General features: G+C 71.1%; 9 protein-coding genes and 2 pseudogenes. 7 read left to right on the forward strand and 4 right to left on the reverse strand.

Annotated elements, in window-relative coordinates; genetic code table 11:
• Window positions 1-1,755: DUF1996 domain-containing protein (locus ACWC1K_RS37080; RefSeq protein WP_450837298.1), on the reverse strand; the 1,755-nt coding region annotated here is incomplete at its 3' end.
• 171 nt (window positions 1,756-1,926) lie between these two features.
• Here ACWC1K_RS37080 and ACWC1K_RS37085 point away from each other — a divergent pair.
• A complete protein-coding gene (locus tag ACWC1K_RS37085; protein ID WP_450837299.1) occupies window positions 1,927-2,781 on the forward strand; it encodes a class I SAM-dependent methyltransferase in 855 nt (284 codons plus the stop codon).
• Window positions 2,782-2,905: 124 nt separating this feature from the next.
• On the opposite strand, the gene ACWC1K_RS37090 is transcribed toward ACWC1K_RS37085, so the two are convergent.
• On the reverse strand, window positions 2,906-4,267 hold the full coding sequence (locus ACWC1K_RS37090) for a cytochrome P450 (protein WP_450837300.1): 1,362 nt from the start codon (window positions 4,265-4,267) through the stop codon (window positions 2,906-2,908).
• Between the two features lie 140 nt (window positions 4,268-4,407).
• On the reverse strand, window positions 4,408-5,187 hold the full coding sequence (locus ACWC1K_RS37095; protein ID WP_450837301.1) for a maleylpyruvate isomerase N-terminal domain-containing protein: 780 nt from the start codon (window positions 5,185-5,187) through the stop codon (window positions 4,408-4,410).
• A 345-nt stretch (window positions 5,188-5,532) separates the two neighbouring features.
• Between ACWC1K_RS37095 and ACWC1K_RS37100 the strand changes: the two are divergent.
• The 3 genes and pseudogenes from ACWC1K_RS37100 to ACWC1K_RS37110 all read left to right on the forward strand — a co-directional run.
• Window positions 5,533-6,411 (forward strand): annotated as a pseudogene (locus ACWC1K_RS37100) (chitinase); the annotation flags it as partial.
• Window positions 6,412-6,487: 76 nt separating this feature from the next.
• Window positions 6,488-7,309 (forward strand): annotated as a pseudogene (locus tag ACWC1K_RS37105) (ThuA domain-containing protein); the annotation flags it as partial.
• Between the two features lie 134 nt (window positions 7,310-7,443).
• The gene (locus tag ACWC1K_RS37110) at window positions 7,444-9,174 is read left to right on the forward strand and encodes a dolichyl-phosphate-mannose--protein mannosyltransferase (RefSeq protein ID WP_450837302.1); all 1,731 of its coding nucleotides are present in this window, start codon (window positions 7,444-7,446) and stop codon (window positions 9,172-9,174) included.
• A gap of 24 nt (window positions 9,175-9,198) precedes the next feature.
• On the opposite strand, the gene ACWC1K_RS37115 is transcribed toward ACWC1K_RS37110, so the two are convergent.
• Window positions 9,199-9,831 carry a GNAT family N-acetyltransferase gene (locus ACWC1K_RS37115; protein WP_450837303.1) on the reverse strand — a complete coding sequence of 211 codons (633 nt, stop codon included), beginning with the start codon at window positions 9,829-9,831 and terminating at the stop codon, window positions 9,199-9,201.
• Window positions 9,832-10,048: 217 nt separating this feature from the next.
• On the opposite strand from ACWC1K_RS37115, the gene ACWC1K_RS37120 reads away from it, so the two are divergent.
• From ACWC1K_RS37120 to ACWC1K_RS37130, 3 genes are all read left to right on the forward strand, one after another.
• A complete protein-coding gene (locus ACWC1K_RS37120; protein ID WP_450837304.1) occupies window positions 10,049-12,586 on the forward strand; it encodes a SpoIIE family protein phosphatase in 2,538 nt (845 codons plus the stop codon).
• 104 nt (window positions 12,587-12,690) lie between these two features.
• The gene (locus ACWC1K_RS37125) at window positions 12,691-15,495 is read left to right on the forward strand and encodes a SpoIIE family protein phosphatase (protein ID WP_450837305.1); all 2,805 of its coding nucleotides are present in this window, start codon (window positions 12,691-12,693) and stop codon (window positions 15,493-15,495) included.
• 150 nt (window positions 15,496-15,645) lie between these two features.
• A complete protein-coding gene (locus ACWC1K_RS37130) occupies window positions 15,646-16,494 on the forward strand; it encodes a chitosanase (RefSeq protein ID WP_450837306.1) in 849 nt (282 codons plus the stop codon).

The raw sequence follows: 16,494 nt of genomic DNA on the forward strand, positions 1-16,494 counted from the left end.
GGTGGTCGTGGGCTGCGCGTTCTGGTCGCCGGATCCGCTGCCGGAGTTCCCCTTGCCGGACCCGTCGCCCGAATGCCCCTTGCCGGACCCGTCGCCCGAGTTGCCGTTGTCGTCGTCGGCGGGCGGCGTGGTCGGAGCGTCGGTGGGCTGGGCGGTCGGCTGCTGGGTGGGCTGGTCAGTGGCCGTGGGCTGTTCGGTGGGCTGTTCGCTCGGCTGGTCCGTCGGCTTCTCGGTCGGCTGCTGGGTCGCTCCCCCGCCGGAGCCCGGGTCCTCGCCGGTGCCCGCGCCGCACTCACGGCCGCCGTTGATGCAGGACACGACCTCCTTCATGAGGCCCTCGTCGAAGACGTTGATGAAGTCGCCGTGGTCGGTGACCGGCTTGTGCAGCTGCTCGGGGAAGGAGTCCACCGCGAACAGCGGGGTCGTACGGCCGCCGTCCTGAAGGCTCGGCGCCTTCACGTCGTAGACGATGCGCTGCACCAGCTGCGGGATGGCCTTGAAGCCGTTCTGGCAGTTGCCGGAGGCGTCGGCGAAGGCCACGTGGGTGCGGTGGTTGGCGCTGTCGATGTTGCGTCCGTCCCAGCAGCTCTGGAACCGGAAGGTGCGCACCACGTCGCTGCCCTGCGGGCACAGCGGGTACTTGTCCTTGAGCTGCCGGTCCTCGAAACCGGTGCAGCTCCAGGAGGCGTTGGCGTTGGCCGGCCCGTTCACGAACGCTTTCGCGTCACCGGTGATGATGCGCAGCAGACGGGGCATCTCCGTGACCTGGCTGCGCGGGCTGCCGATGAACGTCATCGTGACCTGCTTGGGCGTCACGATCTGGCCGGCGTTGCCCTCGATGCCGCCGCCGGGCGAGTTCGCGTCCTTGTCCTGGCTGCCGTTCTGCAACCGCAGCACCGGCCAGTAGTACGTGGACTTGTCGCCCGGGTTCTCGCAGCTGGTCTGGGCGTTCGCGAGGTCGTCGTCGCTGGCGAAGGCATTGTTGGACTGGTTGCCCACGTAGTCGTGGAAGTGGTGGGCGCCATTGGTGACGCCCGGGGCGACGATCACGTTGTCGGAGTTGCGCAGGCCGTTCTCGTTCACACCGCAGCTGGTGGTGAAGGTGCCCTTGGAGGCGAAGGACTTGAGGTCCGGCGCCGGGGCATTGGGCTGCACCGTGTTGATGTCCTGGTAGTCCCCGACGACCGGCCCGTTGCCGGCCTGGCCTCCGTTGCCGCCCTGCTGACCGCCGCCGTTCTGCTGACCGCCGCCGTTCTGCTGGTCGCCTTCCGAACCCTGGCCGCCGTTCTGGTCGTTCCAGGTGCGCATCGAACAGTCCGCCATGGAGCCGAGACCGTCGGGACGCCCGCCGGCCTGGTCCATGGCGTTGCCGATGCGGTCGAGGGACTCGCTCCGCTGCTCCTTGAGCGGCTTCATGACCTGGTCGTCGGTGTAGTCGCTGTCCTGGCGCTGTTCCGGCGTCGCCGCCTGCAGCCGCTGGTAGGCCTCCGCTATCTGCTGGTCCATCGAGGCGAGTTCCTTGTCGACGTCGCCCCGCGCCTGGTCCGGCACCTGGGTCAACTTGCTGCCGACGTCCGGGCAGTCGATCGTGCCTGCGGCGGCACTGCGCGTCTGTGCGTCCGTGCCCGAACCGCCCTCCGTCGCGGAGGCGTAGACATTGACCGCCACCAGCCCGCCTCCGCCCAGCATCAGCGCGAATGCCGCAAAGGTTGCGCGGCGCGGGCCTGTTGGGCGTCTGCGCGTGTTGCGTCCCACGAGAGTTCTCCTACGGATCACGGCGGTCGGGCATGGAAATCCCTCGCCACATACGGACGGCGGAACCGGCGTGTTCAAGCACCCCACAGATTCATACGAACCTCTCAGAAAGCGCGTGCCCCCACATCCCCACACGTGGCGCAAACCGGGACAGCACGGCACAGTGGAAGCGTGGCCGGACAGGAATTCGACGTGTGGACCGCCGGGGACGCGTACGAGCGGTACATGGGGCGGTGGAGCCGTCTGGTGGCGGAAGAGTTCGTGGCCTGGCTGGCGTGTGCGCCCGGGGCTCAGTGGCTGGACGTGGGCTGCGGTTCGGGAGCGTTGACGTCGGCCGTGGCGCGCCGGTGCGGGCCCCGGACGCTGCTCGGGGTGGAGCGGTCCGCCGGGTTCGTGGCCGCGGCGCGGGCGCACGGGTCCCCTCCCGCGCTCTTCGCCCGGGCCGACGCCCAGGCCCTTCCCGTGGGCGAGGCCGCGGTGGACGTGGTCGTCAGCGGGCTGGTCCTCAACTTCCTCCCCGAGCCCGCTGCCGCGGTCGCCGAAGCCGCGCGTGTGGTGGCGCCCGGCGGGCTGGTCGCCGCGTATGTGTGGGACTACGCCGAAGGCATGGGGTTTCTACGGCACTTCTGGGAGGCCGTGACCGTCGTCGATCCGACGTCGGCGGCCGAGTTGGACGAGGGCCGCCGTTTCCCGCTGTGCCGACCGGCCCCCCTGCGGCGGCTGTGGAGCGAGGCCACGCTGGTCGAGGTGGAGGTCACGCCTCTCGAAATCCCCACCCGCTTCATCGACTTCGCCGACCTGTGGGATCCGTTCCTGTCGGGGCAGGGCCCCGCCCCCGGTTACGTCGCCTCGCTCGCTCCGGCCGCCGAGGAGCAACTGCGGGAAACGCTGCGGGAGCGAGTGCCGACTCGCCCGGACGGCTCGATCGGGCTCCGGGCACGCGCCTGGGGCGTGCGTGGCCGCAAGGCGGGAGCCGCCGGCCGGCGGTCGGCCCGCGATGCCGCTGTTCGCCGCGCGGCTCAGTGACCCGCACGCCGTGGCCCCGCATCTCCCCGATGAAGGGTGCGGCCACGGCGGCGGATCGGCGACGCGTGCACCGCGCGTTCCGGCACCGCAAAGGGGGAAGGCCTGTCCGCGGTGGTCCGTCGTGTCAGCCGGCCGCGAACTCCCCGCGCTCCCGCACGGTCATCACCATCTTCCCGGGCCGTGCGGTGGCCCGGCCGACGGGGCGGACGATCTGGCCCGGCGCCAGCTCCAGCCGCACCCGGCGAAGAATCGTGGCCAGGCTCGTGGTGAGCTCGGTCATCGCGAACCTGTCCCCCATGCACTTGTGCTTGCCCGCGCCAAAGGGGAGGAAGCCGCCCGGCGGGGGCTTCTGCTTGTCGTCCAGCCACCGGTCCGGATCGAACTTCAGTGGTTCCGGGTAGTACTCCGGGTCACGGTGCAGGGCGTGCTGGCAGTACGCGAGCTCGGTGTCGGCGGGCAGGGTCCACTCCCCGAGCCGGGTCTCGGTGAGCGTGCGCCGGGTCACGATCCACCCCATGTGATGCAGCCTCAGGACCTCCGTGATGACCCGGTTCAGGTACGGCAGGCCGGTGATGTCGTCGAAGGTGATGGGCCGGTCGCCGAGCACCTCGTGGAGTTCGGCGAGGACACGGGCCTCGATGTCCGGGTTCCTGGCGAGTTCGTACATGGCCCAGGCCAGGACGGTGGCCGTGGTCTCCGTGCCGGCCACCGCGAGAGTGAGGATCTCGGAGCAGATCTGCTGGTCGGTCAGCGGAAGGCCGGTGTTCTCGTCCTTCGCCTCCATCAGCATGGAGAGCATGTCGCCGGTGTTGTGCCCGCCGGCGCGCAGGTCGGCGACCGCCCTGCTGACGGTGGTGTGCACGGCGTCACGCGCCCGCATGAAGCGGCGGTTGTACGGCAGCGGCAGGCGCTCGACCCAGTCGGGCAGGACGAGGCGCACGCCCACGCCGTCCATCACCACGACGATGTTCTGCTGCAGCCGGCGGAAGGTGTCGGCGTCGAGGCTGCCCGAGAAGATGGTCTGGGTGAGCATGTCCAGCGACAGTTTGACCATCGTCTCGCGGACTTCGAGGCGTTGCCCCGGCTGCCAGCTGTCGACGGCCTCGGTCGCCTGCCCACGCATCACGTCGACGTAGCCGGCGATCTCGGCGCGGCCCAGGGCGGGTTGGAGCTGACGGCGCTTGCGGACGTGTTCCTGCCCGGCGACCGTGATCACCGATTCGCCCAGGAGCTGGCCCATCTTGTCGAACAAACGGCCCTTGTCGAGTGTGGGGGCGAGCTCGGTGAGCATCGTCCTGATGAGGGCGGGCTCCTGCACGACCAGCGTGCGGGTGCCCGGTTGCAGGGTGATCTCGACGAGCGGGCCGTAACGCCGGCGAAGCGAGGTGGTGAAGGCGAGGTTGTCGTGCAAGAGCTGTATCGCGTGACCGAGCAACGGGAGTGATCCCGCCGCACGCGGTATGGGGGGAGGCGCTACAAGCGTCACGAGGCGTCATGCTCCCTTCAAGGTAAACAATTCGCCTTCATGCTGCCCAGCCGCGCACCTGGGGCAATCCGACGTGCCGCGTGTCCTCCGCCACGCCCCTGCGGCCTGCCCCTTCTTGTGCCTCCAGCCAGTACCCGGTCCTATGCCTCCAGCCAGAACCCGGTGCGCTTCAGCCACCGTTCGAGCAGTTCCTCGTCACCTCCGGTGACCACGGCGGGCGAGGGGCGGCGGTAGAGGAACAGGAGCAGGTCCGTCACGGGCCCCTTCGCGGTCGCCGCGGCCGCCGCGCGCCCGCTGTGCCACACGGGCCGGTCGCCGCCGAGGTCGACGTGCCACTGCCCGGCTCCGGTGGCTTCGAACTGGAGCGTACGACCGGGGCCGAGCAGGCCGGCTGCTCCCGCCCGGGGCTCGTACGCCTCGGGGACCGTCGCGAACTCCATCCACTCCTGCACCGCGTCCACGGCCAGATCGTCGTCGAGCGTGAATGCGGCGCCGGTCGCCAGCGCGGCATCGGCGCGGTGCACGACGGTCTCGTGCGTCATCCTCCTGGCCCAGAAGAACGAGGTGTTCCGCTCGTGGGCCGGCGTCCACACCCGCGCGTCGGGGCCGGCATCGCGCAGGGTGGCACCGAGTCGCGCGGCCCCCTCGGCGAGCCAGCCGTCCAGTGCGCCGTCGTCCAGTTGGGCGTATGCGGCCGGGTCGTCGACGGGGTCGGCGGGAACGGGTGCGGCGGCTCGCGTCCGGACCACCTCCTCCGCCCAGCGGTGATCCCCGCCCACGTGCCGCAGCAGCCGGCCGAGATCCCAGCCGGGACAAGTGGAGACGGGGGTGCTGGTGTCGGCTCCTTTGATCTGTGCTCTGAGCAGGTCGGTCTGAGTGACGATTTCGCGACAGCAACGGTCGAAGGTCAGCGAAGTCATCCGCTCATGATGGGCGAACCGGCCCCTTCGTCGCACTCGGATTCCGCGTGCACTCATTTCTTGAAGAGACAAAGAGGACTCGTGTCACCGGGACTTCACCTCTTGACGTGTTTGGTTCAGACCTTTAGGTTCCCGGTCACACAGCTTCACGAGTACGCCCAGCGTTCATCCATGTGAACCCCTGTGCTGCTTCCACACCCCCCTCCCTTGTCGGCGAAAGGCTGTGACCCCCCACCCATGAACCCCCAACCCCCCACCCACGGCGCCGCGTTGCGCGCCTGTCTCGCCATAGCCCTGACTGCCGTGTCCGCCGGAGCCCTCACCGCCGCCCCCGCCGGCGCCGCCCCGGTCGCCGCTCCCATGGCCGTCGCGCCGTACCTCTACAACGGCTGGGGCAGCCCGCCCGACCCGGCCACCATCAGCAGCGCCACTGGCGTCAAGTGGTTCACCCTCGCCTTCGTCCTCAGCAACGGGCACTGCAATCCGCAGTGGGACGGCAGCCGCCCGCTCACCGGTGGCGTCGACCAGCGGACCGTCACCACCGTGCGCGCCGGCGGCGGTGACGTCATCCCCTCCTTCGGCGGGTACAGCGGCAACAAGCTGGAGAGCTCCTGTTCCAGCGCCGGGGAGCTGGCAGCCGCGTACCAGAAGGTCATCAGCGCCTACCGGCTCAAGGCGATCGACATCGACATCGAAGCCGACGCCTACAGCAACCCGACCGTGCAGCAGCGCACGGTGGACGCGTTGAAGACCGTGAAGGCGAACAACCCGGGCCTGAAGGTCTACGTCACCATCGGCACCGACCAGAGCGGGCCCGACACCAGCCTGATCAAACGGGCGGCCGCGTCCCGTCTGTCCGTGGACGCCTGGGCCATCATGCCGTTCGACTTCGGCGGCGCCGGCAAGAACATGGGGACGCTGACCCTGAAGGCGGCCGAGGGCCTCAAGTCCGCGCTCAAGAGCGCCTACGGCTACGGCGACGACCAGGCCTACCGGACCATGGGCATCTCCTCCATGAACGGGATCACGGACCAGAACGAGAAGGTCACCGTCGCCGACTTCCGCACCATCCTCGGCTACGCCCGGCAGCACCACCTCGCCCGGCTCACCTTCTGGTCCGCCAACCGCGACCGTCCCTGCACCGGCGGCGGCGCGGACAGCTGCTCCGGCGTCGCCCAGCAGGCCTGGGACTACACGCGTGTCTTCGCCCAGTACACCGGCTGAACTCCCCTGCCCCCACACAGAGCCACCGACGTGGCCCGCCTCCTCGACCACCCCTGACTGGAGGGGAGTTCATCCGATGCATGCCATCCGAACCGGTGCCGTACGCATCCTCGTGCTTCTTGCGATCCTGCTGACGGCCCTGTCCGCGCCGCGCGCCCAGGCGGCCTCCCAGCCGTTCAAGGTGCTCGCCCTCTACAACGGCACCTGGGACGCTGCCCACATCAGCTTCGTCCACGAGGCCAACGACTGGTTCCCGAAGCGGGCCGCACAGAACGGCTTCACCTACACGGCGAGCAACAACTGGGATCTGCTCGCAGGCGGCAAAGTCAGCGGCTACCAGGTCGTGCTGTTCCTCGACGACCTCCCGCAGTCCGCCGCCCAACGCACCGGATTCGAGCGCTACATGCGGGACGGGGGCGCCTGGATGGGCTTCCACGTCTCGGCCTTCACCACCGACGCGCGAAGCTGGCCCTGGTATCACGACCAGTTCCTCGGCAGCGGCACCTTCAAGTCCAACACCTGGGGGCCGACGACCGCGGTCCTGCGCGTCGAGGACCGTACGCACCCGTCGACCAGGAACCTGCCCGCGACCTTCACCTCGTCCGTCAGCGAGTGGTACAGCTGGTCGAACGACCTGCGCCGCAACCCCGACATCAAGATCCTCGCCTCGGTCGACCCGAGCAGCTTCCCGCTCGGCACCGACCCGGACCAGAGCTGGTACAGCGGCTATTACCCGATCCTGTGGACGAACACCAAGTACCGGATGCTGTACGCCAACTTCGGCCACAACGCGATGAACTACGAGACCAACACCACCCTGTCGTCGACGTTCGCGAGCGAGACACAGAACCGCTTCCTGCTCGACGGACTGAAGTGGCTGGGCGGTAGCGCGAGTTCGCACCTGCACGCGCACTCCTGAGCCGGTGCGCGAGGGGCCCCGACCGCCGCGCGGGTGCGGTCGGGGCCCTGCACCACGCCGCACCCCCCCGGGGGCCGAACCTGAACCGCACTGGCGTTCCCTACGATGACCCGGTGACGAGTGACACCCCCACACGGTCCGACGTCGACGAAGACGCCCCCGCGACCGCCCCACCCGAGGCGACCCCCTGGGCACAGCGGCTGCGGCGGTTCGGGTACGCGGCAGCCCCCCGGACCGACACCCGGACCCGGCTGGTGCCGCCCTTCCCCGAACCGGCCACGAGAGTCTGGGAGTTGGTGGGGCTCGGCCCTCGAACAGCCCGCCGTCTCGCGCACTCCCTGCACTGGCTGGGACCGGTTCTCGTCGCCGTGCTGGCGGGCGCGCTCCGGTTCTGGCAGCTGGGCCGGCCACGGGCCGTCGTCTTCGACGAGACGTACTACGCCAAGGACGCCTGGGCGATGCTGCGGCTCGGCTACGAGGGCAGCTGGCCGGACCGCAAGATCGCCGACCCGCAGATCCTGGCGCACCCCCAGGTGATCCCGCTCTCCGACACCGGCAGCTTCGTCGCGCACCCGCCGATGGGCAAGTGGGTGATCGCCCTCGGCGAGGGGATGTTCGGACTCGACCCGTTCGGCTGGCGGTTCATGACGGCGGCGCTGGGCACCCTGTCCGTGCTCATGCTGTGCCGCATAGGGCGCCGGCTGTTCCGTTCGACGCTGCTCGGCTGTCTCGCCGGTGCGCTGCTGGCGGTGGACGGCCTGCACCTCGTGATGAGCCGCACCGCCCTGCTCGACCTTGTTGTGATGTTCTTCGCGCTGGCGGCGTTCGGCTGCCTGCTGGTCGACCGGGACAAGGCACGGGCCCGCCTGGCCGCGGCCCTGCCCGTCGGCGACGACGGCTTCGCACGTCCCGACGCGTACACGGGCGAGCAGGTCGGCATGGGCGTGCGCCCGTGGCGGCTCGCGGCCGGCGTTCTCCTGGGACTGGCCGCCGCGAGCAAGTGGAACGGCCTCTACTTCCTCGTCTTCTTCACGGCCCTGACTCTCCTGTGGGACGTCGGCGCCCGCCGCGTGGCCGGGGCGGGCCACCCGTACCGGGCGGTGCTGCGCAAGGACCTCGGCTTCTCGGCGCTCTCCCTGGTGCCGGTCGCCGTGGTGACGTATCTGGCGACCTGGACCGGATGGTTCCTGTCCGACGACGGTTACAACCGGCACTGGGCGGACGGCCGCGGCGGCACCTGGTCCTGGATACCGGCTCCGCTGCGCAGCCTGTGGCACTACGAACACGCCGTGTACGAGTTCAACATCGGCCTCCACGCCCCGCACCGCTACCAGTCCAATCCGTGGAGCTGGCTGGTCCAGGGGCGCCCCGTGGCGTTTTATTACGAGTCGCCCAAGCCCGGGCAGCAGGGCTGTCACGCCGCGACCGGCTGCTCGCAGGAGATCCTGGGGCTGGGCACTCCGCTGCTGTGGTGGGCGGCCTGCGGCGCGCTGCTCTACCTGCTGTTCCGGTGGGCGCTGCGCCGCGACTGGCGCGCGGGCGCGGTCCTGTGCGCGGTCGGCGCCGGATACCTTCCGTGGTTCAACTACCAGGACCGTACGGCCTTTTCCTTCTACGCCGTCGTGTTCGTGCCCTACCTGTGCCTGGCCGTCGCCATGATGGTCGGCGCCCTGCTGGGGCCGTCGGGGGCGAACGAGCGGCGCCGGCTGGTCGGCGCGGTGAGCGCGGGCGTGCTGGTGGTGCTCATCGCATGGAACTTCATCTACTTCTATCCGCTGTACACGGGCACGACGATCCCGTACGGCGACTGGCGGGCCCGGATGTGGCTGGACACCTGGATCTGAAGCCGTGGCTGACGTGCCCGGCCGTCACAGCGTGTCCAACTCGCCTGTCGAGCGGCCGAGATACGTGACCGGTCCCGGGTCCGGCACGTCGATCCGGTGGAAGCCCAGTCGGTCGTAGAAGGCTCTGGCCGGGGTGTTGGCCGTGACCATGGAGAGGTGCACGGCGGCGACGCCCCGGTCGTGCAGGGCCCGCAGGAAGGTCCGCATCAGCTCGCGGCCATGACCACGGCCCTGCCATGCGGGGAGCAGGTCGATGTGCAGATGGGCGGGGTGGTCGGCGGCCTCGGGGACGATCATCCGTTCCGGGTGGTGCAGCAGGGGGATCATGTGTTCGTCCGGGGTTCTCGGCGGTCCGGAGGGCTCCGGGTGACGGTCGGCGACCAGCGGCAGCCACTTCGTGCGGAAGGCCTCGACGAAGCGGGGCGTGTCCGCGGTGCCGAGGATGTAGCCGACCGCCCGGCCGTGCCCGTCGTCCAGGACGAAGGCCAGCTCCGGCTCCAGGACGACGTAGGGGGCCGCGAAGATCGCCGGGAAGATGGCGGGGTCCGCGTAGACGGGGCGGCTGTCCTGGCCGTTGTGCGCGGTCCGGATGCAGATGTCGTCGAGGGCTTCGCGGTCCTCGCAGCGGTAGGGGCGGATGGCGGGCGTCGCAGTCACCGCAGCATCCTGCACGCCTGGGAGCGCTCCCACAAGGTCCTGTACGGCTCCGCGCCGCTCTCGCAGGCGCCGAGGCAGCGAATGGCCGTCGTGCATGCGGCACCCGGGAGTCGTGATTCGTGCGCGAAGACTGGGACCGCCCAGGTGCGCCACACGTCGGTCGTGGCGCATTCTTGCTGTGTCGCCCGCTGGACGGCGTACGGACGAGGTAGGGCCGATGACTCGCGCGGAGTACGCACACCGGACGCCCGGGCAGCTGGCCGCACTGCTGATCGACGCCTCGACGGAGGCGATCGGCGCGGCCGGCGGGCACTCGGGCGCGGTCTATCTGCGCTCCGGCACGCCCGGGCTGCTGCGGCTGGCGGTGCTCGCCGGGCTGCCCGGCCCGCTGTTCCGGCCCTGGTGGCGGCTGCATGTGGACCGCCCGTTCCCGGTGGCCGACGCCTACCGGCTGGGCGTGCAGGTGGTCCTGCCGAACGCGGCGGAGACGATGCGCCGCTATCCCCAGTTCGCGGCCGGGCTGCCGTTCCAGTTCGGGTCGATGCACGTACCGATCGGCTGCGGATCGACGACCTTCGGTGTGCTGAGCGTGCTGCGGCCCTCCACCACGGACGCCACCGAGCTGCTCCACCACCGCGACCGCATGGTGCGGCTGGCCGAGGACCTGGGCAGGGCCCTGCGCCGGCTGGAGGACGGCGGCAGGTCGTCGGTCGCCTGGGACGGGGAGCCCGTGAGCGTACGGCCGCCCGGCGCGCGCCCGCCCGCGGGGCGTGCCGGGGGCTTCGCCTGGGATCCGGTGACGGACGTCGTGACCGTGGACGAGCGGCTGCCCGCCCTGCTGGGGGTGCCGATCGACGCGTTCGCCACCTCCGTGGAGGCGCTGGCGGACGCCGTGGCCCCGGCCGAGACCCACCGTGTGCTGGCCGCGCTGCGGGAGACGGCAGCGGGAAGACCGCCGCCCCTGCCGCTGTATGTGCGGGCCGAGGACGGCGCACTGCGCCTGGTGGAGCTGTGGAGCCCGTACGCGGCCCCCGCCCCGCCCGGCACTCCGTCCGGCGCGCATCCGGTCCGTGGTTTCATCGTCGATCCCGGTCCCGGTGCGGCGGCCGACGCCGCCGCCGATCTGCTGCCCGACGGGGTGCTCTGCCTGGACCGGCTGGGGCTGGTCCTCTACGCCAACCCGCGCGCCGGACAGCTGCTGCACGCCTCCCGGACGCAGCTGCTCAGCCGCCCCCTGTGGGAGGCCGTTTCGTGGCTGAACAACCAGCCCGCGTTCGAGGACCATCTGCGCAGCGCGCTGCTCTCGCCGGACCCGGTGCGCTTCCATGTCGCGCGGCCCGCCACGGACGACGCGCAGGAGGAGGGCCCGTCGTACGAGGGCGCCTGGCTCGACGTCTGTGTATACCCCGGCCCGGAAGTGCTGGCCTGCACCTTCCGCCCGGCGAACCGGGTGGCGGACGCGGCCGCCGACCTCACCCGGTCCCCGGCCGCCGCCACCTCGGCCGGGGTCCCGTCGATGGCCCCGCTGTATCGCCCCATCGTGCTCGCCATCGCGCTGACGGAGGCGGTCACCGCGCGGCAGGTGGCCGCCGTGGTCATGCGGGAACTGCTGCCCGCGTTCGGCGGCCGCCGCCTCGCCATCTATCTGCTCCAGGACCGGCACCTGTACCTGGCCTGGGAGAACGGCTTCCCCAAAGGGTTCCTCGCCCCCTTCGAGGGCGTGAGCCTGGACGCCCATCTGCCCGGGGTCGAGACGCTGACCAGCGGCCGGCCGATCTTCTTCGATTCGATGGAGCAGCTGGCCGCCGCCTATCCGGGCATTGCGCTGGACGCGGACGAAGGGGCCCGCGCCTTCCTGCCGCTGATCGCCTCCGGGCGTCCGGTGGGCTCCTGCATCCTGGGCTTCGACGGTTCACGCAGCTTCAGCACCGAGGAGCGCACGGCACTCACCGCGCTCGCCGGTCTGATCGCCCACGCCATGGAGAAGGCCAAGCGCTACGAGAGCGAGGCGGCGCTCGCCCGCGGACTGCAGCAGGCCCTGCTCCCCCGCCGGCTCTCGGCCCACCCGCAGGTGGAGACCACCGGCCGGTATCTGCCCGGCACCCAGGGCATGGAGGTGGGCGGTGACTGGTACGACGTCGTGGAGGCGGGGGACGGTCTGGCGCTGGTCATCGGCGATGTGCAGGGGCACGGCGTGCAGGCAGCCGCCACCATGGGTCAACTGCGCAGTGCGGTCAGGGCGTTCGCGCTCGGTGACCGGCCTCCCGACGAGGTGATGAGCGGCACCAACCATCTGCTGATCGACCTGGATCCCGGACAGTTCGCGAGCTGCTGCTACATCCGGCTGGACCCGGCCTCGGGCCTGGCGCGGGCGGCCCGCGCGGGACATCCGCCGCCGCTGCTGCGTCACCCGGACGGCCACACCGAGGTGCTGGACCTGCCCGGCGGGGTGGTGCTCGGGGTGGATCCGCACGCCCAGTACCCCGTCGCCGAGCTTCGGATCGAGCCCGGCGCCGTCCTCGCGCTGTACACGGACGGGCTGGTCGAGCGGCCCGGTGTCGACATCGACGAGGGCATCACGGCCCTGCGGGTGGCCCTGGCGAAGTTCGGCGCGCCTGCCGTCCGTCCGGGCCGCCGTCCGCTGGCCGGGGTCGCCGACCGCCTCACCGCGACGGCCCGGCACTCCGCGGACCGTCCCGACGACATCGCGCTGCTTCTCGCCACGCGCCGTGCGGCGCACGGGAACCGGCAGTGAAACCGTCCACCGCCCGTGACATCGGCATGCGGACAGGGGGCGATCTCCGTCACCCGCTGTGACGCCTCTCGCCTCACGCGGCCCGGCAGTGTAGACATGGGCACATGGTCCGACTTCCGGACCGCTCCGGGACCCGGTCGCACCGCCGTCCCGGCGGTCCCCGTGCCCGCCGCGCGGCCGATCGCGCCCACGCAGCGCACGGGCGGCGCACGACACGGACGCCGCACAGTGCGCCCACCCGCCGAAGTGGACGCCCGGGCGAGCCGGAACCGGGCCGCATCACGGCGTTGCGCTCCGCGCTGACCGGGCGCAGCATCGCCCGGCAGGTGTTCGTCCTCCAGGTGGTGATCGTGCTGCTGCTGGTGGTCGCCGCGGTGGTGGCGCTGTATCTGCAGGTCCGCCACGACAGCACGCAGGAGGCCCGCAACCGGTCGGTCGCCGTCGCCCAGGCGTTCGCCAATGCGCCGGGCACCCGTGAGGCGCTCGACAGCCCGCACCCCACGGCGATTCTGCAGCCGCGGGCGGAGGCCGCCCGCAAGGCGACCGGCGTCGATTTCATCGTCGTCATGAACACCGACGGCATCCGCTACACGCACCCCAAACCGAACCGCATCGGCAAGAAGTTCGTGGGGACGATCGGGCCCGCGCTGGCCGGCGGGACCGTGGTCGAGGAGATCAACGGGACGATCGGGCGGCTGGTGCAGGCGGTCGTGCCGATCAAGGCGGACGACGGCAAGGTCGTGGGCCTGGTGTCGGCTGGCATCACGACCGCGACCGTGGGCGGCACCGCCAACCGGCAGCTGCCGCTGGTCCTGTTCGCCGCTGCCGGAGGACTCGCCCTGGCCACCGGGGGCACCGCGCTGGTGAGCAGACGGCTGCTGCGCCAGACGCACGGCCTCGGCCCGCACGAGATGACCCGCATGTACGAGCACCACGACGCGGTGCTGCACGCCGTGCGCGAGGGCGTGCTCATCGTCAGCGGTGACGGCCGGCTGCTGCTCGCCAACGACGAGGCGCACCGGCTGCTCGACCTGCCCGCGGACGCCGAGGGCCGGCACGTCCTCGACCTGGGCCTCCCCCCGGACACGGCCGAGCTGCTGGCCTCCGGGCGCGTCGCCACCGACGAGGTGCACCTGGTCAAGGACCGGCTCCTGGCGGTCAACCAGCGGCCCACGGACGTCCAGGGCGGCCCGCCGGGCAGCGTCGCCACGCTGCGTGACTCGACCGAGCTGCGCGCCCTGTCCGGCCGGGCGGAGACCGCGCGGGAACGCCTCAACATGCTGTACGACGCCGGGGTGGGCATCGGCACCAGTCTGGACGTCGCCCGCACCGCGGAGGAGCTGGCGGAGCTCGCCGTGCCGCGGTTCGCCGATTTCGCCACGGTCGACCTGTTCGACGCGGTGCTGGACGGGGGCCAGCCGGAGGGGGTGACCGCCTTGCGCCGTACCGCGTCGAGCGGGGTCCGCGAGGACGTCCCGCTGTACAAGGTGGGCCGGCAGATCAAGTTCGTCGACTCCTCGCCGCAGGCTCGCAGCCTGCACTCCGGGCAGGCCGTGCTGGAGCCGGACCTCGGCGCGGCGCCGGGCTGGCACGCGCAGGATCTGGAGCGCACCGCGCAGATCATCGAGTACGGCATCCACTCGCTGATCACCGTGCCGCTGCGCGCCGGCTCGCTGGTGCTCGGGGTGGTCAGCTTCTGGCGATCGGAGAAGCCCGAGCCCTTCGACGCGGACGACCTGGCCCTCGCCGAGGAACTGGTGGCCCGCGCCGCGGTCTCCATCGACAACGCCCGCCGCTACACGCGCGAGCACAGCATGGCCGTGACCCTGCAGCGCAGCCTGCTGCCGCGCCGACTGCCCGAGCAGAGTGCCCTGGACATCGCCTACCGGTATCTGCCCGCGCAGGCCGGGGTCGGCGGGGACTGGTTCGACGTACTGCCGCTGTCGGGAGCCCGTGTCGCCCTGGTGGTCGGCGACGTCGTCGGGCACGGGCTGCACGCCGCGGCCACCATGGGGCGGCTGCGCACGGCGGTCCACAACTTCTCCGCCCTGGACCTGCCGCCCGACGAACTCCTCGCGCTGCTGGACGAGTTGGTCGGCCGTATCGACCAGGACGAGACGGCGGACGGCGGCAGCGCCCCGGTCACCGGCGCCACCTGCCTGTACGCGATCTACGACCCGGTCTCGCGGACGTGCACCATCGCCCGCGCCGGGCATCCGCCGCCGGCCCTCATCCGGCCCGACGGCGAGGTGGAGTTCCCCGACGTGCCCGCCGGTCCCCCGCTCGGCCTCGGCGGACTGCCGTTCGAGACGGCCGACCTCGTGCTGGAGGAGGGCAGCCGTCTCGTCCTGTACACGGACGGGCTGGTCGAGGACCGGGAGCGGGACATCGACGAGGGGCTCGCGCTTCTGCGGGGTGCGCTGGAACGCGCGGGTGAGTCGCCGGAGGAGACCTGCCAGGTCGTGCTCGACTCGCAGCTGCCGGCCCGGCCGAGCGACGACGTCGCCCTGATCGTGGCCCGTACCCGCGGACTCGACGCCGGCCGGATCGCCGACTGGCAGGTGCGCAACGACCCGGCGGCCGTCGGGGAGGTACGTGCCTCCGTCAGCCGCAGGCTCACCGAGTGGGGGCTCGACGAGCTGACGTTCACCACGGAGCTGATTTTGAGCGAGCTGGTGACCAACGCGATCCGCTACGGCGCCGACCCGATCCACGTGCGCGTGCTGTTCGACCGCACCCTGATCTGCGAGGTCTTCGACAGCAGCAGCACATCGCCGCACCTTCGGTATGCGGCGATGACGGACGAGGGTGGCCGCGGGCTGTTCCTGGTGGCGCAGCTCGCCGATCGCTGGGGCACCCGGTACACCCCCGAGGGCAAGGTCATCTGGGCGGAACAGCCACTGCCCTGACTCACCCCCTTTTGGTCCGTACCTGCTTCGTACGTCCCTACGAACTTCTTCCGCGACGGGTGTGCGTCACGCTCCTCCTCTGATAGGAAACCTTCCTATCAGTGTCAGACGCCGTCAACTCGCCACCCCCCACCACCACTTGGAGCCCCCGTGAGGCACCTCTCCAACGACCCCGCACATCCCCACCGCATCGCACGTCGCACCGTCCTCGTGGCGGCCGGCGCATCCCTGGCGGCAGCGCCGTTCCTGCGGCCCTCGCACGCCTCGGCCACCCCGGCCGCGGCGGGCTGCGTGGGCCTCGACGACCCGGCGAAGAAGGAGATCGCCATGAAGCTGGTGTCGAGCGCGGAGAACTCCTCGCTCGACTGGAAGGCGCAGTACAAGTACATCGAGGACATCGGCGACGGCCGCGGCTACACCGCCGGGATCATCGGCTTCTGCTCCGGCACCGGCGACATGCTCGACCTCGTCCAGCTCTACACCGACCGCAAGCCCGGCAACGTTCTTGCCAAATACCTTCCTGCGCTGCGCCAGGTGAACGGCTCCGACTCGCACGAGGGGCTGGACCCCAACTTCCCCCGCGACTGGCGCAGGGCGGCCCAGGACACCGCGTTCCAGCAGGCCCAGAACGACGAGCGCGACCGCGTGTACTTCAACCCGGCCGTCCGGCAGGGCAAGGCGGACCGGATCGGGACGCTGGGCCAGTTCGCGTACTACGACGCCATCGTCATGCACGGCGACGGCGACGACCCCACCAGCTTCCGCAACATACGCAAGCGCGCGCTCAACAAAGCGAAGCCGCCGGCGCAGGGCGGCGACGAGGTGGCGTACCTGAACGCCTTCCTCGACGCCCGGGTGTGGGCCATGAAGCAGGAGGAGGCACACAGCGACACCAGCCGCGTCGACACGGAACAGCGGGTCTTCCTGCGCAACGGCAACCTGTGCCTCGACACCCCGCTGAACTGGAAGGTCTACGGGGACAGTTACCACATCGGCTGA

The sequence above is a fragment of the Streptomyces sp. NPDC001492 genome (assembly GCF_053597275.1).